Annotated in this window: 18 protein-coding genes; 6 read left to right on the top strand and 12 right to left on the bottom strand. The window is 39.0% G+C overall.

What is annotated here, in order from left to right; genetic code table 11:
* Window positions 1-85 precede the first annotated feature (85 nt).
* Complete coding sequence (locus FBD94_RS10870) at window positions 86-826, bottom strand: lytic transglycosylase domain-containing protein (protein WP_394347788.1); 741 nt, start codon at window positions 824-826, stop codon at window positions 86-88.
* An 892-nt stretch (window positions 827-1,718) separates the two neighbouring features.
* Here FBD94_RS10870 and FBD94_RS10865 point away from each other — a divergent pair.
* On the top strand, window positions 1,719-3,332 hold the full coding sequence (locus FBD94_RS10865; RefSeq protein WP_136880231.1) for a pseudouridine synthase: 1,614 nt from the start codon (window positions 1,719-1,721) through the stop codon (window positions 3,330-3,332).
* Window positions 3,333-3,339: 7 nt separating this feature from the next.
* Window positions 3,340-4,458: a lactonase family protein gene (locus FBD94_RS10860; RefSeq protein WP_136880230.1), complete on the top strand. Its 1,119-nt coding sequence runs from the start codon at window positions 3,340-3,342 to the stop codon at window positions 4,456-4,458.
* Here the strand turns inward: FBD94_RS10860 and bshA are convergent.
* From bshA to tilS, 3 genes are all read right to left on the bottom strand, one after another.
* Window positions 4,451-5,605, bottom strand: a complete 1,155-nt coding sequence (gene bshA / locus FBD94_RS10855) for an N-acetyl-alpha-D-glucosaminyl L-malate synthase BshA (RefSeq protein WP_136880229.1) — start codon at window positions 5,603-5,605, stop codon at window positions 4,451-4,453. The two genes, FBD94_RS10860 and bshA, sit on opposite strands and share 8 nt — an antisense overlap.
* A gap of 148 nt (window positions 5,606-5,753) precedes the next feature.
* On the bottom strand, window positions 5,754-6,236 hold the full coding sequence (locus FBD94_RS10850; protein ID WP_136880228.1) for a hypothetical protein: 483 nt from the start codon (window positions 6,234-6,236) through the stop codon (window positions 5,754-5,756).
* Between the two features lie 60 nt (window positions 6,237-6,296).
* Window positions 6,297-7,658 (bottom strand): tRNA lysidine(34) synthetase TilS, encoded by a 1,362-nt coding sequence (tilS, locus tag FBD94_RS10845; protein ID WP_136880227.1) that lies wholly within the window; start codon window positions 7,656-7,658, stop codon window positions 6,297-6,299.
* A 79-nt stretch (window positions 7,659-7,737) separates the two neighbouring features.
* Between tilS and FBD94_RS10840 the strand changes: the two genes are divergently transcribed.
* On the top strand, window positions 7,738-9,996 hold the full coding sequence (locus tag FBD94_RS10840) for an OstA-like protein (protein ID WP_136880226.1): 2,259 nt from the start codon (window positions 7,738-7,740) through the stop codon (window positions 9,994-9,996).
* Here FBD94_RS10840 and FBD94_RS10835 read toward each other — a convergent pair.
* Together FBD94_RS10835 and FBD94_RS10830 are read right to left on the bottom strand one after the other, a co-directional pair.
* Window positions 9,962-10,546 carry a non-canonical purine NTP diphosphatase gene (locus FBD94_RS10835; RefSeq protein WP_136880225.1) on the bottom strand — a complete coding sequence of 195 codons (585 nt, stop codon included), beginning with the start codon at window positions 10,544-10,546 and terminating at the stop codon, window positions 9,962-9,964. The two genes, FBD94_RS10840 and FBD94_RS10835, sit on opposite strands and share 35 nt — an antisense overlap.
* 2 nt (window positions 10,547-10,548) lie before the next feature.
* Complete coding sequence (locus FBD94_RS10830; RefSeq protein WP_136880224.1) at window positions 10,549-11,100, bottom strand: hypothetical protein; 552 nt, start codon at window positions 11,098-11,100, stop codon at window positions 10,549-10,551.
* Window positions 11,101-11,211: 111 nt separating this feature from the next.
* Here FBD94_RS10830 and FBD94_RS10825 point away from each other — a divergent pair, with 111 nt between their 5' ends.
* The 3 genes from FBD94_RS10825 to FBD94_RS10815 all read left to right on the top strand — a co-directional run bounded on the left by FBD94_RS10825 (window position 11,212) and on the right by FBD94_RS10815 (window position 14,108).
* Complete coding sequence (locus FBD94_RS10825) at window positions 11,212-11,709, top strand: hypothetical protein (protein WP_136880223.1); 498 nt, start codon at window positions 11,212-11,214, stop codon at window positions 11,707-11,709.
* 65 nt (window positions 11,710-11,774) lie between these two features.
* Entirely contained in the window at window positions 11,775-13,139 is a 1,365-nt protein-coding gene (locus tag FBD94_RS10820; RefSeq protein WP_131610068.1) for a peptidylprolyl isomerase, read from the top strand.
* A gap of 6 nt (window positions 13,140-13,145) precedes the next feature.
* The gene (locus tag FBD94_RS10815) at window positions 13,146-14,108 is read left to right on the top strand and encodes an AAA family ATPase (protein WP_136880222.1); all 963 of its coding nucleotides are present in this window, start codon (window positions 13,146-13,148) and stop codon (window positions 14,106-14,108) included.
* Window positions 14,109-14,117: 9 nt separating this feature from the next.
* Here FBD94_RS10815 and FBD94_RS10810 read toward each other — a convergent pair whose 3' ends face one another.
* From FBD94_RS10810 to FBD94_RS10785, 6 genes are all read right to left on the bottom strand, one after another.
* Complete coding sequence (locus tag FBD94_RS10810; RefSeq protein ID WP_136880221.1) at window positions 14,118-14,996, bottom strand: glycerophosphodiester phosphodiesterase family protein; 879 nt, start codon at window positions 14,994-14,996, stop codon at window positions 14,118-14,120.
* 105 nt (window positions 14,997-15,101) lie between these two features.
* Window positions 15,102-15,959, bottom strand: coding sequence for a YybH family protein (locus FBD94_RS10805; RefSeq protein WP_169472279.1), 858 nt, complete (start codon window positions 15,957-15,959; stop codon window positions 15,102-15,104).
* 79 nt (window positions 15,960-16,038) lie between these two features.
* Window positions 16,039-17,499, bottom strand: coding sequence for a cysteine--tRNA ligase (gene cysS / locus FBD94_RS10800; RefSeq protein ID WP_136880219.1), 1,461 nt, complete (start codon window positions 17,497-17,499; stop codon window positions 16,039-16,041).
* Window positions 17,500-17,517: 18 nt separating this feature from the next.
* On the bottom strand, window positions 17,518-18,627 hold the full coding sequence (locus FBD94_RS10795) for an endonuclease/exonuclease/phosphatase family protein (RefSeq protein WP_136880218.1): 1,110 nt from the start codon (window positions 18,625-18,627) through the stop codon (window positions 17,518-17,520).
* Complete coding sequence (locus tag FBD94_RS10790; RefSeq protein ID WP_136880217.1) at window positions 18,627-19,493, bottom strand: rhomboid family intramembrane serine protease; 867 nt, start codon at window positions 19,491-19,493, stop codon at window positions 18,627-18,629. Before FBD94_RS10790 ends, FBD94_RS10795 begins: the two co-directional genes overlap by 1 nt.
* Window positions 19,486-20,223, bottom strand: coding sequence for a rhomboid family intramembrane serine protease (locus FBD94_RS10785; protein ID WP_136880216.1), 738 nt, complete (start codon window positions 20,221-20,223; stop codon window positions 19,486-19,488). The genes FBD94_RS10790 and FBD94_RS10785 overlap by 8 nt, the downstream gene beginning before the upstream one ends.
* Window positions 20,224-20,227: the final 4 nt, after the last annotated feature.

The following is a 20,227-nucleotide window of genomic DNA, read 5'->3' as shown; positions in this document are numbered from 1 at the left end:
AAATTAGCAAATTCTGCACGAAAACAAAAAGCCGCTCAGCATAAACTGAACGGCTTTCCCCATTTTCGAGTATTTTATCTCAATATTATTCTGAATTTTTTTCTTCTGCTTTTCCTGCATTATAAGCCAAGAATTGTCTTGGAGCAGTGTAACCATAACGAACAGGATCCACCATAATTTGTTTCATAGAGATCAGTTTGTAAACATAACCCCCAGTTTCATTATTCAACTTCAATTTGAAGTAGTTATCCTGGTTCTGTCTGTTAATCTGGCGTCTCATGTGGCTATCGCCAACATTGTAAGCCGCTGCAACTAATGTCCAGCTATCAAAAATACGATAGAGATCCTTGATGTATTTGGCGGCTGCAATAGTAGATTTACGTAAATTATTACGCTCGTCCACGTTAGAATTAACTTTTAAACCATACATGCGGGCCGTCCCTGGCATAAACTGCCAAACGCCTGCAGCACCCTTAGGTGATACTCCGCTTTGTAATCCTGATTCTACCAAGGCCATATATTTAAAATCTTGGGGAATGCCATAAGCCGCTAGGATCGGTTCGATGATTGGAAACCATTCTGCTGCTTTTCTGTGCAGCTTATTTGTTTGTAGATTACTGAAGTAATGTGCAGCCAGCGTTTTCTTCATTTTACGCTCTACTTTGACATCTCCAATTGGTAATGTCTCTTCTGCAAAATTTAATTGAGCCATTAAAGACAATGGCTTCGTGATGTTAAATGTTAGTGTATCGGTACTCGTTAATTCTTCCTGTTTTGAAGATTTTTCTGCTGCTTGGGGCATGTTGTAAGCAAACACTTTTGCCATAACTAGTAATGATATAATTACCGTACATGTCATTATGTGTTTCTTTATCATTTTCCTCCTTTTTTTGGTTAACAATTTTAAAACTCCTGCAAAGGTACATTATATCGATCTAATTATCAAGCTATTACGAATTTAACTGCAAAAATCGACGTTTAAATAGCTTTAAAGCAAGATTCCAAAAGTGTCAATTTTAGCCATTTTTCCTGTTTCTTTAGCTCGATTTATAAATTCAAAAAACCAGAAGGAGCACTCAATCATGTCACAGTATTCGCTGAAAATTTCGCTTCATAAACTGCATTCAGTAAAGCCAAAATTCATGTAAACACTAGCCTGTAATTAAACTTTTTTTACCCCCTAATCTGAACACAGCAAAAACAATCAAAAGAGTTGAAGAAAACAATCAATTTCAGGAATGCTTTAAGCTTGAACAAACAAAATCAAGAATAAAAACTATAAGATCAACCTAAATCAGCAAGAAATTCAAGATCAAAACGGCTTTTCAAATCCATAAACGGTTATTTCAGGCACTACCATGAGTAGCGGATAAGTAGGGAATGAATAGCGGGTAAGTAGGGGGTTGCTTTACCCTTGCCTTACCCTTCCTTTACCCTTGCTATACCCTTGGTTTACCCTAGGGGTATAGCAACCCTAACTCAACCCTAAAGCAAGGGTAAAGCAACCCCCTATTCATTCCCTACTTATCCCGTACTCATCCCCTATTTATAGCAATGCCTAACAAAAGCACCCATTTTATTTCGTAATTAGAACTAACGCAGTTAGATACACAACAATTTTAAACGCTAAATTGCAGTAATCAGACACTTACAATTGTAAATCCCCGCATTTTTTAGTAATTTTGTCGCCGCATAAATTATGCGGATAAAAGCGTATCATGATAAAAAACAACAACAGGAACAGTCGGGATGACAAGTCCAAACCGGGAAACCGAAGCACAACAGGCAAAAGACCAGGTGGAGCAGAGTCTTCATATAAGGGAAAAAGCAAGTTTGATGATAAAGAGGGGAAGGACAATAAATTTGGCGACGCCAAAGAATTTAAACCAAGACCATTCGGAGCATCGAGACCTCCAAGAGAAGGAGACTCAAGAAGCTTTAAGCCAAGAGGCGAAAACGATTCAAAAGAATTCAGACCAAGAACTTCCAGCAGTGATTTTAAATCCAGACCAGGAAAAGATGGTGATCATAAAAGCTTCGGTTCTAGAAGCACAGGCTCAAGGGATTTCAAGCCTGGTAGCAGAGACAACGACAGCAGAGATTTCAAACCTCGTTCTTTTAGTAAAGAAGGTGGCTCAAGGGATTTCAAACCTGGTAACAGAGACAATGACAGCAGAGATTTCAAACCTCGTTCTTTCAGTAAAGAAGGCGGTTCAAGAGATTTCAAACCTGGCAACAGAGACAATGACAGCAGAGATTTCAAACCCCGTACTTTTAGCAAAGACGGTGGATCAAGAGAGACTCCTGCTGGAGAAAGCAAACGTAGCTATATAAAGAAAGATCATTTTGCTGCTGGAGGTGAAAAACCTTTCCGCAAATTTGATGATAAAAAAAGTTCAACTTCAAGAAGTACTGATAGCAGACCTTTCAGAAAAAGAGAAGATGAAGGTGCACGTCCAGAGCGTTCATTTGAGCGCCCGGAAAGAACTGAGCGCCCAGAGCGCGGAGAACGTGGAGAGCGCACTGCTCGTCAGGATCGCAACAATACATGGGCAGGACCTGAAAAAGCGCCAACCATGCGTGGCAGAAAAGCCGCTCCTGTTCAAAAAGATGACGGACTAATCCGTTTAAACAGATACATTTCTAATGCAGGTATTTGCTCACGCCGTAAAGCGGATGAGCTGATTGCTGCTGGAGTAGTTTCTGTAAACGGTGAGCCAGTTTCTGAGTTAGGACATAAAATTGATCCTGCTAATGATCAGGTTCGTTACAATGGTGAGCTACTAAAACGTGAAAAGAAAATTTACGTAATATTAAACAAACCTAAGGATTACATCACGACTACTGACGATCCACAAGAACGTCGTACAGTTATGCAATTGGTAGAAAAAGCCAGCAGAGAACGTATTTATCCAGTAGGTAGATTAGACCGCAACACAACAGGTTTATTATTGATGACCAATGATGGTGACCTTGCTGATAAGCTTTCTCATCCAAAAAACGGCATCACTAAAATATATAACGTAGAGTTAAACAAGAGCTTAAGTCAAGGCGACTTTAATAAAATTCAGTTCGGTTTAGAATTAGAAGATGGTATTATTAAACCAGATTCAGTATCTTACGTTACCGGAGGTTCTAAACGTGAGATTGGCATACAAATCCATAGTGGTAAAAACAGGATTGTACGCCGTATATTCGAACATTTAGGATACGATGTAGTGAAACTAGATCGCGTTGTTTATGGTAACCTAACTAAAAAAGATCTTCCTCGTGGAAGATGGCGTTACCTGGAAGAGCATGAGCTAATTCAGATCAAACACCTAATTAAGTAATTATAATATGAAAAAAATTCTCTCGCTTTTATTGCTATCATTTTTTACAACGCAAGGCTTTGCACAAAAAAAAGAATACAATTTAATCATTGGGACTTACACCAGTCCGGGTAAAAGCGAGGGAATTTATATTTATAACTTTGATGCGAACACCGCTGAATTTAAATTCAAAAGTGTAGCCAAAGATGTGACCAACCCCAGCTATTTGGCTGTTAGCAAAAATAACAAGTTGGTATACTCCGTAGCAGAGGCACCTGGCAATAGCGCTGCTGCAGCTTTTAACTTTGACGGCCTAAAAGGCGAGCTTTCCTTTATCAACAAACAAGCTACTGGAAGCCCAGGCCCATGTTTTGTACTTGCTGATGAAAAACATACTTTCACAGCCAATTATGGTGGCGGCAGTATTTCTGTTTTCGGCATTGAAGCCAATGGGGCTTTAAGTCCACTAAAACAACTGATACAACATACCGGCAAAAGTATAGATCCAAAGAAAAGACAGGAAAGCGCTCATGCCCATCAGGTTCAATTTACCCCTGACAGGAAGTACGTAACTTGTTCAGACCTGGGTGAAGATCAGATTTACATTTATAACTATAATCCAACAGCAACAAAAGAGGTATTAACCATCAATCAGGTTGTAAAAACTACTCCGGGCAGTGGCCCACGCCACCTGACCTTCAGTCCCAATGGTAAATACGCTTACCTTGCTCACGAATTTAATGGGATAATTACTGTGTTTACGTACAACAATGGCACGCTAAACAAGATTCAGGACATTGGTACGACTAACAAAGATTTTTCGGGAAGAGTTGATGCAGCAGATATACATGTATCACCAGACGGCAAGTTTTTATACGAAACCAACCGTGGCGATGCAAATACCATTTCGGCATTTTCCATACAACCTAACGGAAAACTAACTTTCGTGTCTACCATCAGTACCTTAGGTAAAGGTCCAAGAAACTTTACGATCGATCCAACGGGAAAATACTTATTGGTTGGGCACCAATACACCAATGACATTATCATCTTTGAACGCAATAAAAAAACCGGCACCTTAAAGGATACCGGTAAAAGCATTGAACTGGGTGCTCCAGTTTGTTTAGTATTTGCTCCGATTAAATAACTTCAACCCTGAGCGTTCTTTTTGATTCTTCTATGATCTTATTGTAGTAGTTGATATATTCTGGTAGAATCTTCTTTAAATCGAAGTCCTGCGCCCTTGCAAATGCATTCTCTTTAAATCTATTCAACACCTCATCATTCTCTAAAATCTGAATGGCTTTAATGGCCATATCTTCCACATCGCCTACATTACTCATATAACCCGAAAAACCGTCTATGTTTAATTCTGGTAAACCACCAGAATTAGAGGTAATAGCAGGAACCTTACAAGCCATAGCTTCCAAGGCAGCCAAACCAAAGCTTTCTGAATCGGAAGGCATCAGGAACAAATCAGAGACAGATAAAATCTCCTCTACGGCATCTTGCTTGCCCAAGAAACGAACATTGTCACAAATCCCAAGGTCCCTGCACAATTGCTCATCATAAGCACGTTCCGGACCATCTCCCACCATCAGCAGTTTGGAAGGGATTTTCTCCAGAATTTTATGGAAAATACGGATCACATCTGCAGTCCGCTTTACTTTTCTAAAGTTGGAAGTATGAATAAGAATACGTTCGTTATTTGGCGCAATAGCCTTTTTAAAATGATCTTTAGGTTTTAAACTAAATCTCGTAAAATCTATAAAGTTAGGGATAACCTTAATTTCGTTTGTGATTTCAAAATGCTCCTCTGTATCTTTCTTTAGGCTTTCGGATACTGTGGTTACCCCGTCGGATTTGTTGATGGAGAACGTAACTACCGGCTTATAGGTTGGATCCTTTCCAACCAAGGTAATATCCGTTCCGTGTAAGGTAGTTACAAAGGGAATATGAATACCATAGGTCTCCAGGATTTGCTTAGCCATAAAAGCAGCCGAAGCGTGCGGAATCGCATAATGAACATGCAATATGTCCAACTTTTCAAAGCGCACTACATCTACTAGTTTACTGGCCAATGCCGACTCGTAAGGGGCATAATCAAACAGTGGGTAATCCCTTACAGATACTTCGTGATAGAATAAATTGGCTGAGAAGAAATCCAGACGAGCTGGCTGACTATATGTGATAAAATGTACCTGATGACCTTCATCGGCAAGTGCCTTTCCAAGTTCTGTGGCTACAACACCACTACCGCCAAAAGTCGGGTAACAAACAATACCTATTTTCATTAAAAACAATTTTAGTTTTATGAAGCTATCATGAGCATACATGCGGTTTTAGATTCGCTATGCTCACGATGGTTTCATTGAAATTATTTAACGATGCAAATTACTGTACTTAAACTGATCTTTATGTTAAACAATTGCAATTATTTAACTAATGCTTCATTTCTTCCTGAATAACCAAATACATCTCATTTGGTCGTTGGGTACCGATGTAATATTCCAGGCCATCGCGATCTGTAAGTACAACAGCATCCTTACCCGAAGAGTAAAACCGGATACTTCCCTTACGGTGAAGATTATAAACTGGGTTGTTGAATAAGTAACTGCTATAAGTATCTTTTCTAACCTTAACGATTGTATTTAAGTCTATTTCTACTTTTTTGGCCGACCATAAACCTTCAATAATGATGCGCTTCTGATCGATCGTTGTTTTATACTGAATTAGGAAAAGTAATAAAATAGAAACACCAATGATACCGAAGCCCACTACCAGAAAGAGATCCTGGGTATTGTCGCGATCACGTTCATAAACATAGGCAGCGAAACAAAATGCAGCCATCACCAACCTGATACAGATTCTTATATAATCGCGGCCGATGTATTGTTTTTCATAAAAAGCGTAGCGGTTTCCCATGTGCGTGTGTTTTGTCTATAAAGTTACTGGTTTTTTAATTGCATCAAACCTTCAGTCCTTTTAAGATTGTTTAGGAATTGTAATATGTAGATGACGAAGTTCAAAAATTGTTACATTTTTAGTGGCTTCTGTAAGCTTATACCGATTATCCTGTCTCCAACCTGCAATCCAGATCACTTCACCGTTTCCATTAATCAATACCGGAATCAGATCCTTATCACTTAGCGGAACCTTCTCGTCTATAAAAAAATCACTTAATTTTTTAGATCTACTCATCCCTATCGGCTTAAACTTATCGCCAGCTTGCCAACTTCTTAGCACCAATGGAAAGATCAACTTATCGGTATCGACAAAAGCCTTATTGCTACTTTTCTCAAAATGAACATCCTCAGCGGCAGTAATGAGGATTTGGTTACCCAAAAAATTGACTTGCTCATCATGGGAATGAATCATGAGGTTCTTATTTTCTATGTCCCGATCTCCAATTGAGTCAATGATCAACTCCTGTCGATCTATAACAATGCGATGCGAAATACTAAAAAAACTTGTACCACTTTGCTTCTCCAGTCCTTGTAAAAGCTCAGCAACTACCGATTCTGTAAATCCAAATGGCCTTAACAACTCAAACAATAGTAAATGCTGTGGATTTAACGCTTTTATTTTTTTTATAGATAAATAGAATTTCCCTTGCTTTTCCTCTAGAATTTCGGCTTTAAGGCTTGCGACTACCTGCTGTAAAACCAGCTCGGTATCGGTAAAGCGTTGAATGTTGTGCTGAAAGGTTTCATCGAGATTGGGATTAATCTCTTTGAGGTGTGGAATAACCTTTAGCCTTATTTTATTCCGGGCATAATTAGTGCTTTTATTGGAGCTGTCCTCTACGAAATCAATATCTTGTTTACTGATCAAATCGGCGATCTCTACTGAAGCGAGAAACAACAGAGGCCTAATCAATCGGCCTCGCTTTGGCAAAATACCATGCAAGCCAGCAATTCCTGTCCCCCTGGTGAGATTTAACAAGACAGTTTCAATGGCATCATCCTGGTGTTGTGCCAACGCGATGAGTTCATATTGCTCCTTCTCCCTAACTTCCTCGAACCATTGGTAGCGTAGTGTTCTTGCTGCCATCTGAGTAGATACCTTTTGCGTTTTAGCAAATTCTTTCGTTTTAAAATGGGTGACATAGCATGGAACATCCATCTTTTTGGCTAGCGTGACTACGAAATCTTCATCACGTTGGGACTCAGCTCCCCTTAAATTAAAGTTACAATGGGCAATACCAAATTCAAATCCAGAGAGTTTAAATAAGTGCGCCATAAGGACGGAATCCTTCCCCCCACTCACTGCCAAAAGGATTTTATCTTTTACGTTGAAAAGCGAATGCTGGCTGATGTAGTCTTTAAAATTCTGAAGGGGTAACATGGTCTCAAAAATAATGAATAAAAACTCATCATGGCTTGATAACCTTTAAAAAAACAAATTATAAAACTAACTTTGTAACGTGCAGATATTACGCTATTTCCTGATCCTATTATTACTCCCCTTTTCTGTGCTTTCGCAACAGAAGACAAAGATCAATGTTGACAGTTGGACAACCTCTCGTGTCGATGCAAAAAAGAACATATCCTATTTAAAAAACCCTGTTTTTAGACAAGACAATGCTACACTCACCTGTGATAGTGCTGTTTTTTATATAACTGAGAATGTTTTTGATGCCTATAGAAATGTACACATCAATCAGGGAGATACCATTAATATCTATTCCGATTATTTAAATTATAACGGGAACACTAAAATCGCCCATTTAACGGAGAATGTTAAAATGATAGACCGGGAATCTACATTGACGACAAATATCCTGGATTATAACATGGCGACCAAATATGGGACTTACATAACGGGAGGTAAAATTGTGAGTAAGGATGTAACCTTAACTAGTAAAAACGGTTATTATTTTTCCAATAGTCGCGATGCTTTTTTCCGTTACAATGTAGTCGTGGTAACACCAGAAACTGTGATTAATTCAGATACCTTACGCTACAATACCTTAACTAACTGGACCTATTTCTACGGTCCGACCAATATAAAGGGTAAGGATGACAACCTGTATACCGAAAATGGAGCTTATAACACCAAGACTCAATACGCCTATTTTGGAAAGAAAAATCTGTATACAACAGGCTCAAAATCCCTTAAAGGTGACAGTTTGTATTATGATGGGATAGCTGGTTATGGAAAGGCGGTAAGAAACATCATTTTCAAAGACACCACTGATAAAATGGTGATGTATGGTCAGCTAGGTTATTACTACAAAATAGATCAAAAGACGATAGTAACCAAGAACCCCTATGTAGGTATGGGCACCGCCGATTCTATAAAGGTGAATGACAAATTGCAACCCGACAGTTTGTGGATGGGTGCTGATACTTTGGAGACCCAAATGGTGCTTAAAAAAACCTTAACACTCATTTCATCGCCCGTAATTAAAAAGGACAATGAGCTTGGGGAAGAGGAGAAAGAAGAGAAAAAAGTAGGCTTTTCAAAACCTAAGGTTGCTGCAACTGAGGAGACCATCTCAGAAAAAAAACAGAAAAGGCTGGATAAAAGGAATGGGAAAGGAAAAGAAGCAGCTAAACAAACGCTAAAAAATGACAAGATCACATTAGGAAAAGATAGTTTGGCAAAAGACAGCTCATTGAAGGATAGCCTCGCTATTCCTAAAAAAGCCATCCCATTATTAAAGGATTCTCTCCTCGTTTCTAAAGCTGATTCTTTGACAAAAAAAGGGAAAGACAGCACCGGGAAAGTGTTAAAATCGACCCTACAATTAGCAAAAGGAAAGATTGACACGACCCTAAAAGGCAAGCTACCTAAGGACCAAATAAAGTCTCTACCTAAGGATACTGTACCTTTTAACCCGCAAGACACCGTACGAACCAGGCTGATTAAAGCCTATCACAATGTGCGCGTATTTAAGGCCAATATGCAAGCTACCGCCGATTCTTTATTTTACACAAGTGCAGACTCTACACTTCGCTGGTACCGAGATCCCATTTTATGGTCGGAAGGCTCACAACAAACGGGAGATACCATTTACCTGCAATTGAAAAACAAGAAGCTAAATGCCGTTCAGGTAATTCAAAATGCTTTCCTTGTCAATGTCAATGCGGATTCGGCAAGATATAACCAGATCAAAGGAAGATTGATTACCGCCTTTTTTAAAGAGGGAAAACTGCAAAACATGTTTGTAGATGGAAATGCAGAAAGCATCTTTTTCAACCAAAATGAAAAGAAGATTTATACGGATATGAACCAAACGGTTAGCAGCCGATTAAAGGTTCTTTTTAAAAATAAAGAAATTGCAAAAATTGTAATCATTAGAGAGCCTGAGGGGGTTAGAACTCCTATTCCTGAGTTAAAAGAAGATGTTTTCCTTACCGGTTTTAAATGGAAACCTGAGCTAAGGCCGCTTTCTAAAAAAGAGGTGATTAATGGCAAACCTAAGCTTAAAGTTCCAGCTAAGAAGGCTACACCTGCAGCCTCAAAAACAACGGGTAAGCCTGTTGCAGCAACTAAAGGCAAAACAGAGCAGAAAGAGACGTCGGTTAATCAAAGAGATACAGTTAAGAAAGCGACTCCTGTCCTTAAAAAGGACAGCACAGCAGTTGTCCCTGTTGCGCCCATTAAAACTAATCCCGATACGACAAAGGTAAAAACAGATACAATTAAACCTGTTTCTGCTCCTTTAAAAAAGATATAAGTTTTTTCATGGCTAGTGCCCGGTGACTGATCTGATTCTTTTGTTCCATACTCATTTCGGCAAATGAATGGTCATAACCATCAGGCACAAAAATTGGATCGTACCCAAAACCTTGTGCTCCAGTTGGAGTTTCCCGGATGGTTCCATTTACAATGCCTTCAAATAGAAAATTCTCTCCTTCGCGCATCAAAGAAATAACAGTTCTGAAGCGTGCCTTTCTATTGGTCTGCCCCTCCATCTTTTGAAGCACGAGTGTTAAATTTGCCTGATCATCCCTACCACCTGAATATCTGGCGGAAAAAATACCTGGCTCCTGATTTAGGGCTTCTACTTCCAATCCGCTATCATCAGCAAAGCAATCTATATGATAATGCTCAACAACATAACTACTTTTCAGTGTTGCATTTTCGGCAAAAGTACTGCCGGTTTCAGGAATATCAGTTGTACAACCTATATCATTTAGGTTTAATACATTATAATCATTTAAAAGTAGGTTACGAACTTCTTGAGTTTTGTGTTGGTTATTGGTAGCAAATACGAGTTCTCTCATTGTTATAATCCAAGGTTTTGAAGACTTCCCCACAGTGCTTTTTTTCCAGCCGGGTTTTTATCCAGCGTTTTCAATTCGGCAGAGAAGATCATTCTTATGGTTCCCTCCTGTACAATTACATTTTCTGGATGCGCTGTAGCCAACGAAAGCTGTGCTGCTGTTACCCCAAATGCAAAAATGAGTGTGCTAGAGAAGTAATCTTGTAGCGCTTGAAACCCCGTACCCTTGTATTTTGCATAATTTAACAATGCAAAATCGTTGGCACTAAGATTTACTGACTTTACAATTTTTCTTAGCAATTCACGTCCCATTTCATCACTTACCTCATTTTCCTCATCGTTGACAAGGATCAGGATATTGCGTTTATTATTGCCTAAAAACTTAAAGTCGACAGATTGCGCTACAGGCGAAGCCGGAGGTTGGCTAATGGAAGCAGATTTAACCGAACCAGAAACCACCGTATCCAACTGAATACCAGGCTCATTTACCAGATAAACATCATCGGTAAAAAATAAATGCAGGGCTCCTTTGTCGGCTGTTAATTGGCTATCCATTAATGATAATTTTACTGGGAATATTTTTTCTGTTAAAATTAGTTAAATATCTTATTATAGTGCCTTTATTTATTACTTTTATGCCTTAAAAATGTACACTATATAACTTTCGTGAACGCAGTTTATCGTATTATAGCTTTAGGTCTTTTTACTTCTGGTGCATATGCACAAAATGTAGCCACCATTAATGGGAAGCCTATAACTAATAAGGAGTTTATGTGGTTTTACAAAAAAAATCATGGTGGAAACGCAAATGTGTCTGCTAAAGATTTAGAGACCTATTTAAACCAGTACATCAATTTTAAGCTCAAAGTTTTGGATGCAAGGGAAATGGGTTTAGATACAGACACAACTTATCTTGCAGAGATAAAAAACTATGAAACGACATTAGCTGCTCAAAAAAGAACATCTAAGACAAGCATGACCTATACAATGGTCTTGAATGAATATAAAGAGGCGGCTTTAATGTTTAATGTCTCGGAGATGAAAATATGGAATAAGTCGAAAGATGATCAAGATAGTCTGGAAAGAGATTGGACAGATTCACTTAGAAAGAAATTTACGGTGAAGATTAACCAGAATGAAGTAAAGAAACTGGCAAAGTTGTAAAAAACTAGCCATTAGCTATTGAGAATATTAAATTTGCAAAACGAATACAATTGAACAAACATATAATGAAGAAATTTTTAATGATTACAGGCGGATTAATCTGTTTGTTTTTAAATACTCAGGCACAAAAAAAGAATATAGACAAGGTCGTTGCGGTATTGGGAAGCAACATTATTCTATTATCTGATTTAAACCAGCAGTATGCTCAATATCTAAACATGGGTAATCCTGATAACCCAAGCGTTAAGTGTGAAATATTACGCCAGATTCTTACCAATAAGCTTTTAAAACAACAAGCGGAGATTGACTCGATCACTGTTGACGAAAGTCAGATTGATGAAGAGGTAGACAAACGTATGCGCTATCAAATTCAAAAAGCTGGTGGACAAGAGCGTTTAGAGCAATTCCTAAATCGTTCGGTATTGCAGTACAAAGACGAAATCAGACCTGACATTAAAGAGCAGTTGATTTCGAGAAAAATGGAATCACACATCACTCAGGACATTAATATTACTCCTCTTGAAGTAAAAAAATATTTCGATTCTTATAAAAAAGATAGTCTGCCGGATATCCCAACTGAGTTTGAGGTTGGAGAAATTGTAATGTTCCCTAAGCTGACTAAAGCGGAAAAACAAAAGTTTCATGATAAGATTGATGCTTTACGTTTAAGAGTAAAGAGCGGTGAGGACTTTGCGTTCCTAGCGAAATCTTATTCTGAAGACCCTGGATCGGCACCAGAAGGTGGTGACCTTGGATTTTTTGACCGTAAGGCAATGGTAAAAGAATTTACTGCTCAGGCATTTAAATTAAAAGCTGGAGAAGTATCGAATGTTTTTGAAACTGAGCATGGTTTCCATATTTTACAGGTTATAGAACGTCGCGGAGAGCAGGTTCAAGCTCGCCATATTTTGATTCGTCCGCAAAATACGCCAGCCAGTATGGATCGTATTAAACTTAAAGCCGATACGATATACAAGAGTTTAGTGTCTAAGAAAGTTCCATTCTCTTTTGCAGCATCACAATATTCAGACAACAAAGAATCTCAGTACAATGGAGGGATGTTATTATATGCAGATAATGTAACCGCCAGGACTTCTTTTATCCCTGCGGATAAATTAGATCCAAAAGTATTCCTTGTTGCAGATACCATGAAAGTTGGAGAAATATCAGCTCCTACTCTCTTCACTGATCAAAGTGGCAAAGAAGGTTACAAAATCATTTACTTAAAATCTAAGATACCTCCTCATAAAGCTAATTTAGAGCAGGATTACGCTAAGTTTAAAGAATATGCACAACAGGATAAAGTAAACCGTGAATTAAGTGCATGGTTTGAGAAAAAAAGAGTGAACACCTATGTTCGTATAGACGAAGATTATACGGACTGTGCGGAGTTAAAAATGTGGACTTCTCAAATCTCAGCAAAAAAATAAGCGCTCATGCAGTTTGACAATGACATAAAAGCCGTTGATGCGCTGCATCAATCCTACAAAAGCATCAAAGCCGAAATAGGAAAGGTTGTTATCGGACAGGACGAGATCATCAAGTCTGTTCTGATATCCATTTTTAGCAATGGACATTGTTTGCTGGTTGGTGTTCCAGGTCTGGCCAAAACGTTACTCGTTCAAACGGTAGCAAATGTGTTGGACCTCGACTTTAACAGAATACAGTTTACCCCCGATCTGATGCCCAGTGACATCATAGGGGCTGAAATCCTGGGTGAGGACAGAAACTTCAAATTCATTAACGGCCCGATATTCTCTAATATTATTCTTGCCGATGAGATCAACAGGACACCGCCTAAAACTCAGGCGGCCCTATTGGAGGCCATGCAGGAAAAAGCAATCACAGCGGCCGGATTAAGGCACATATTGCCAAATCCTTTCTTTGTACTCGCTACCCAGAATCCTATTGAGCAAGAGGGTACCTATCCCCTTCCGGAGGCTCAGCTAGACAGGTTTATGTTCAATGTCCTGTTAGGCTATCCTTCATTTGAGGATGAAATGACTATTGTTAAAAATACAACCAGCAATCATGAGGTTGTATTAAATAAAATCATCAATGCAAGTCAGATACAATACTTCCAAAAACTGGTAAGAAATATTCCCGTAACTGACAATGTTGTTGAATATGCCGTTAAGCTGGTTAGCAAAACACGCCCCAATACCCCATTATCTACCGAGGAGGTAAATAAGTATGTAAACTGGGGTGCTGGCCCAAGAGCCTCACAATTCCTGATTATAGGCGCTAAATGCCATGCGGCAATTAGCGGCAAATATGCACCTGATATTGAAGATGTACAGGCCGTAGCAGAGGCGATTCTTCGCCATAGAATTGTACGGAATTACCGTGCAGAGGCCGAAGGTCTTTCGATAGAGCACATCATCAAAAACCTTTTTTAAATCCCCTCTTTATTCTTGCATCACACGGGTGTACTGATTTGGATAATCAGTAATCACGCCATCTACACCCAGGTTAATTAAGTACTTCATATCTTTTGCTGTGTTTACCGTCCATGGGATAATTTTTACCCCCGCAGCATGACAACGATCTACTAAGCCTTTTCCAACCAAGACGTAGTAGGGGCTGTAATAGGTTGGTGTAAAACCCAATGCCTGAATGCCATCTTCAAAATCCTGCTTCTCATCTACCATTAATGATGTTTTTATAGCTGGGAAGTACTCATGAAGATACTGAAGTGGACGAAGATCGAGCGACTGAATGACCACTCTTTTTGTCAGTTTCTTTGCTTTTACAATATCCATGATCCGCTCGATAAACACCGAAGCATCTGGCTGGAATTCGTCATCCCCTTTCCTGATCAAGGAGGTTTCTATATTATAAGTTGGCTTTGGTAATTTATTTGCCTTTACATATGCCTCTACAGAGTCTATCACATCTACCAGCAGTGGCTTGTGGATTTTTAACTTCATCTGGCCAGGGAAACGCTTATGCACCTTACTGCCCACATCAAACTTTTCGATCTCTGAATAGTTCATTTTATACATATTGTAGGTCTTCTCATCCTTAAAAGTGATTGCCTTTCCATCCGGTCTGGTGCTAATCTCGTTGTTAAAGTATGGTTCGTGAGAAAGCACAACCTGTCCGTCCTGAGAGATCACCACGCCCATATTAAGTACATTTACATTGAGATCTAAAGCCTTGAGCATTCCCGGGAGGGTATTCTCGGGCATAATCCCCCTAGCTCCCTGATGACCAATAAGCAGAAATTTTTGAGCATGTACCTGAATGGCTGAGGCTAAAATTATAATCAGTAATATTTTCTTCATTTATTTTGTATAACGGCTCAAAATAAGGATTTATTGGCTGCAAACAAAAAAAGGGGCTTTACCATTTACATGATAAAAGCCCCTTTTTGGATCAAATGAGTTTATTTAGCGTTCTGCTGCTGTAAAAATCTGAGCAATAATATTCCAGTTATGATCTGGCTGACGCTCATAAATAAACACGTAATTGAAGCTTTCTCTTAGGTCTGCTTTATAATCTACAGTAGCAATACCATAAGTATAAGCCAAATCACCACCATCTGCTTTATTTGCTTTAGTTGTTTTTAGCGATACTTTATCTACCATACTATTAAAGAAAGGCAATATTTTATCTTTACCAACAATTGGCTCATATCCCGGGAATATCAATCTTGCATCAGGATTCAGGAAACCTGAAAAAGCAGAAATACCATAAGTTTTTAAAGTTGTATTTAGTGTTTTTTCTGTAGTTGCAACAATATCTGCACCTGCAGCTCTCACCTTATCATTTAAAAACTTTGGTTTATAAGACTCTTTAGGCTCTATATACTCAGGAGTTACTTTGTTTAATGGTTTATTACTTGAAGTACCTAAATCCAAAACAAGTTCCCATTTGCCATTATTTTCTTTCCATACAGACAAATATTGTCCGTATGATGGCTTAGTACCAGCTTCCGTGTATGGACCGGTTGTAAAGCCCCAATCACCACTTTTTGACACTCTTGCATATGCAGGTGTCCAGCTAATATTTTTACTATCCGGTTGCGCTGCATAAAAAGTTTTAGCATTTACAGGATTTGGTCTAAAGACAAGGCCGTCTGCTGCTGCGAAAGCAGTATATGCAGCTTTCGACCCATTTTTTGCAAAGCTATCTGCAAATTCTTTTTCAGCTTTCACGAGAGATTTAGTGCTTCCATCAGATTTTTGGGCGTAAGCTCCAAGGGTTAGAGAAGCGGCAATAATTGTATAAAGAAACTTGTTCATCATTATGTTTAAATAGTTTGCGATACGAATATAGGGTTTGGGATTATTTCTCTTTTAAAAAGTAATTAACAATTAAACAATCCTAGGCTTTAGTCCAGGTAGTACCGTCCTTACTGTCCTTTAGTTGTATACCCATACTTTGCAGGCCTACACGTATTTTATCAGAAGTTGCATAATCTTTGTTCTCTTTAGCTGCTTTGCGGAGGTCGATAAGCATATCCAACACTGAATTTAGCTCAACATTGGAGGTCTCTTCATCCTTAAGTCCGAAAATATCGAATACAAAATCGTTCATCAGCTTTTTCAGCTTTTCCAATTCCGGGGCAGAGATTTTACCTTTTCCATCAAATACGATATTGATGATCCGGCTGGCTTCAAACAGTTCCGCAATCACTACCGGGCTATTGAAATCATCATTCATTGCTTTAACGCACGCAAGCACCAAAGGCTCAATTTCGAAATCACTATCCGCTGAAGGTATTAACTTTTCTAATAGATTTACGGCATTCATTAATCTTCTGAACCCTTTCTCTGAAGCATCTAATGCTTCATTAGAGAAATCCAGGGTACTGCGATAATGTGCCTGAAGCATAAAAAACTTAACCGTCATTGGACTATATCCACGATCCAACAAAGGGTGGTCACCATTAAAAAGCTCACCTGGCAGGAATCCATTACCAGCTGATTTAGACATGCGGGTTCCATTTACGGTAAGCATATTGGTATGCATCCAGTATTTTGCCGGTTGCTTTTGGCTGCAAGCTTCAGACTGGGCAATTTCATTGGTATGATGCGTTGCTGCAAGGTCCATCCCCCCGCCGTGAATATCAAACTCATCACCGAGGTATTTAGCGCTCATAGCCGAGCATTCAATATGCCATCCAGGAAAGCCGACGCCCCATGGAGAAGGCCAGCGCATAATGGTTTCAGGTTTAGCCTCAATCCATAATGCAAAATCAAGTCTGCCATGTTTATCATCCTGACCGCCCAGTTCGCGAGTGTTGGCCAGCATATCTTCCAGATTTCTGTTGGTTAATATGGTATAATTATGAGCGGCACTATACTTCTCTACGTTAAAATAAACCGTTCCGTTTACCACATAAGCGTAGCCATTGGCAATGATCTCTTTGATCATTTCAATCTGCTCAGTAATGTGTCCGGTAGCGGTTGGTTCAATGCTTGGAGGAAGGGTGTTGAACATCCTCAATACATCATGGAAACCCAAGGTATATTTTTGGACAATCTCCATAGGCTCCAGCTGTTCCAGCTTTGCCCTTTTTGCAAATTTATCATCCCCTTCATCACGGTCGCCTTCCAAATGGCCGGCATCAGTGATGTTTCGAACGTAGCGCACCTTATAACCACTATATTTTAAATATCTGAATATTAAATCGAAAGAAATAAAAGTACGGCAATTGCCTAAATGAACATCACTGTATACGGTAGGTCCGCAAACGTACATACCAACATTCGGAGCGTTTATTGGTTCAAAGGGTTCCTTTTTTCGCGAAAGCGTATTATATAGGTGTAGGCCTGTATTCATTATACAAAGGTAAAAATTTTAGGGGTTTAATCTTAAGTCACTGCGAACAGGAAAATGGTCTGACAATTCAGCCTCAGCGATGTGATAATTCAACACATCTATGCTTTTAGTAGTCGCTATATAATCGATCTGAAAATTAGGAAACTTGCCATTGTAAGTTTTCCCAAACCCAGTTCCTTGTTCTTTAAATGTATTCTTTAATGATTTTGTCAATTGCGTTACTGCATAAGACGCAGGGGTATCATTAAAATCACCAGCAATCAAAAAGGGAGTTTCACAGGTCTTCATGTGCGCCTTCATGACGTCTACCTGTTCACTACGCAACAAAAAGGCATTTCTTAACATCACCAAAATTCTTTTTGAGGGGTAAAGCTTAGGGTTCATATCTTTAACCCGGTCAATATAGTCGTAATCCTGTTTATCAAAAGAAATGGACTGTAAATGCACATTATATACCCTGATCTTTTGTTTTTTAATCATTACATCAACATATATGCTGGCATTGCCACCGTAGTTTTCACCAAAAACGATAGTCCCTTTATCAACAATAGGGTATTTAGAAAAAATAGCCAATCCGGTAGCTTCGTAATCGTTTTTAGAAGAAGGCACAAAATAATAATGTGGCTTATTCAATATCCTCTTTAAACTATCCGTGATGTCAAAAGTTCCTTTTCTTCGGGTAAAATACTCTTGAAAACAAATGATATCTGGATTTTCATTTTCAATCAAATTCAGCATCTTCTGCTTTACTGGCTCTACATTTTCCTGACCATAAGGTTTAAAACTATGTACATTATAGGTCATCATCCGTATCAGTCCAGCATCAGATTTAGGTCCTTTTCCGGTTTCACCACTAAATCCAAATGTAGCAGTTAAGGCAGTCCAGCCAACCAGAATCAAACCCAGTGTAGCGAAAGCGAAAAGCCATCTTTTACGCAGGCACCACCAAACAATCATCAATACGTTTAGCACCAGAAAAAAGGGATAGGCCAGACCAAAAAAAGCGAGAAGCTGGAAACTACGTGGATCAAACCTACCAGCCAGGAAACCAAGCACCAAACCAAGCGCAAGCCCAGCAGCTGCCAGGCGAACCAATTGATCTAAAAAGGTAGGTTTAGCGTTTCTCATTAATCTTTACTGGCCTTAAATAAGGTTTCTTTTTCTTGTTTACTAAGTTTATCGTACCCGGTTTTAGAGATTTTATCCAATATTCTGTCTATCTCTTCCTGCTCTACACCGTCATTTTGTTTTTGTGTGCTTCGTTTCCCAGATTCATTTTTAACTACTTTTAATTTCGGTTTGCGCTTAAACCAGGTACTCCAATCTGTTCCACTTTTTAACAACTTAATGTAGGCAAAGCCAAATATAGCTCCACCAATATGCGCAAAGCTACCGCCAGCATTGCTAGAGGCAATATCTATTAAATCCAGCACAACATAAGCTATAGCTAGATACTTCAATTTTACATCGCCTAAAAGCAGCAACCTCATGCTATAATCAGGCAACAAAGTGGCTATAGCAACAATAATTGCCATTACCGAAGCCGATGCGCCAATAATTGTGGCGCCCGATAGTGACATGGCAAAAACGGGGAAAATATTATAGGCAAACAAGTATAGTAATGCACCGAAAACACCTCCGCCGAGGTATACAAAATGAAACTGACGCGGTTTTAAAAAATCAAGAAAGATGCTCCCCAGCCAAAATAGCCATAGCATATTAAAGAGGATATGGAGTAGTCCATCATGAAAAAACTGGTAAGTGAGGATCGTATAAAACCTGAATGGCAGCTTTTCCAATGCGGCCGGGAAGCCAACATATTCGCGGACCAAGCTATCGTAAGCAATCCCACCTTTACCTGACAAAAAGAAAGGAATATTTAGGAGCGCTAAAACAACAAAAATAAGGACATTAACGCCTATATAAAAGAATACAGGATTGCCCGATTGAAATACTTTATACTTTAAATCTTTTAAAACGTTATTGCTATTCATAGTAGGTATAAAATCTATCGTTATTTTTGTCTTTCCAAATCTTCACAAGGATAAAGCCAATTAATGCACCACCCAGGTGAGCATAATGGGCTACCGAATCCCCAGGCCTATTTGCAACTCCCATAAACAATTCAAAGAGAATGTAACATGGAATAAAGTATTTTGCCTTCACTGGAACTGGGATAAACATGATGTATAACTCTGTATTTGGATACAGCATACCAAAAGCAACTAACAATCCAAATATAGCGCCTGAAGCACCAACCATAGGGGACGCATAAATACCAAATAAAGTGGCCTGATCTAGCTGCGACAAGCCCGGAGGCAGTTTAACATAATTTGCAGCAATATCAATGACAACCGGATTGTTCACCGCTGATCCGGTAATATGATAAACCTCATAAGCCTGTACCCCCATTTGCAGGGCTACAGCTCCCAAACCTGTAATCAGGTAAAAATTAATAAACCTTTTTGCCCCCCATCGTGCTTCTAACACGCCACCAAACATGAATAATCCGAACATATTAAATGCGATGTGCCAGAAATCACCATGCATGAACATATAAGTAACCACCTGCCATACATTAAAAAATTGTGAATCAAAATAAAAAGCACCTAACAAGGTATCTAAATCTATGTTGGCTCTCTGAAGCACCAATTTTGCAACAAAAAACAGCACATTGATGATCAGCAAATTCTTTACTACAGGAGGTATGTGGATATTATTCATCTAT

The organism is Pedobacter hiemivivus (assembly GCF_005144565.1).
GTDB lineage: Bacteria > Bacteroidota > Bacteroidia > Sphingobacteriales > Sphingobacteriaceae > Pedobacter > Pedobacter hiemivivus.
The sequence above is the reverse complement of the archived record's forward strand: the minus strand, read 5'-3'. Positions and strand labels throughout refer to the sequence as shown.

What these genes read in the sequence shown, in the direction of transcription:
- FBD94_RS10870 (WP_394347788.1), bottom strand. Translation starts at nt 826, where the DNA reads ATGGCAAAAGTGTTTGCTTACAACATGCCCCAAGCAGCAGAAAAATCT.
- FBD94_RS10865 (WP_136880231.1), top strand. Translation starts at nt 1,719, where the DNA reads ATGATAAAAAACAACAACAGGAACAGTCGGGATGACAAGTCCAAACCG.
- FBD94_RS10860 (WP_136880230.1), top strand. Translation starts at nt 3,340, where the DNA reads ATGAAAAAAATTCTCTCGCTTTTATTGCTATCATTTTTTACAACGCAA.
- bshA (WP_136880229.1), bottom strand. Translation starts at nt 5,605, where the DNA reads ATGAAAATAGGTATTGTTTGTTACCCGACTTTTGGCGGTAGTGGTGTT.
- FBD94_RS10850 (WP_136880228.1), bottom strand. Translation starts at nt 6,236, where the DNA reads ATGGGAAACCGCTACGCTTTTTATGAAAAACAATACATCGGCCGCGAT.
- tilS (WP_136880227.1), bottom strand. Translation starts at nt 7,658, where the DNA reads ATGTTACCCCTTCAGAATTTTAAAGACTACATCAGCCAGCATTCGCTT.
- FBD94_RS10835 (WP_136880225.1), bottom strand. Translation starts at nt 10,546, where the DNA reads ATGAGAGAACTCGTATTTGCTACCAATAACCAACACAAAACTCAAGAA.
- FBD94_RS10830 (WP_136880224.1), bottom strand. Translation starts at nt 11,100, where the DNA reads ATGGATAGCCAATTAACAGCCGACAAAGGAGCCCTGCATTTATTTTTT.
- FBD94_RS10820 (WP_131610068.1), top strand. Translation starts at nt 11,775, where the DNA reads ATGAAGAAATTTTTAATGATTACAGGCGGATTAATCTGTTTGTTTTTA.
- FBD94_RS10815 (WP_136880222.1), top strand. Translation starts at nt 13,146, where the DNA reads ATGCAGTTTGACAATGACATAAAAGCCGTTGATGCGCTGCATCAATCC.
- FBD94_RS10810 (WP_136880221.1), bottom strand. Translation starts at nt 14,996, where the DNA reads ATGAAGAAAATATTACTGATTATAATTTTAGCCTCAGCCATTCAGGTA.
- FBD94_RS10805 (WP_169472279.1), bottom strand. Translation starts at nt 15,959, where the DNA reads ATGATGAACAAGTTTCTTTATACAATTATTGCCGCTTCTCTAACCCTT.
- cysS (WP_136880219.1), bottom strand. Translation starts at nt 17,499, where the DNA reads ATGAATACAGGCCTACACCTATATAATACGCTTTCGCGAAAAAAGGAA.
- FBD94_RS10795 (WP_136880218.1), bottom strand. Translation starts at nt 18,627, where the DNA reads ATGAGAAACGCTAAACCTACCTTTTTAGATCAATTGGTTCGCCTGGCA.
- FBD94_RS10790 (WP_136880217.1), bottom strand. Translation starts at nt 19,493, where the DNA reads ATGAATAGCAATAACGTTTTAAAAGATTTAAAGTATAAAGTATTTCAA.
- FBD94_RS10785 (WP_136880216.1), bottom strand. Translation starts at nt 20,223, where the DNA reads ATGAATAATATCCACATACCTCCTGTAGTAAAGAATTTGCTGATCATC.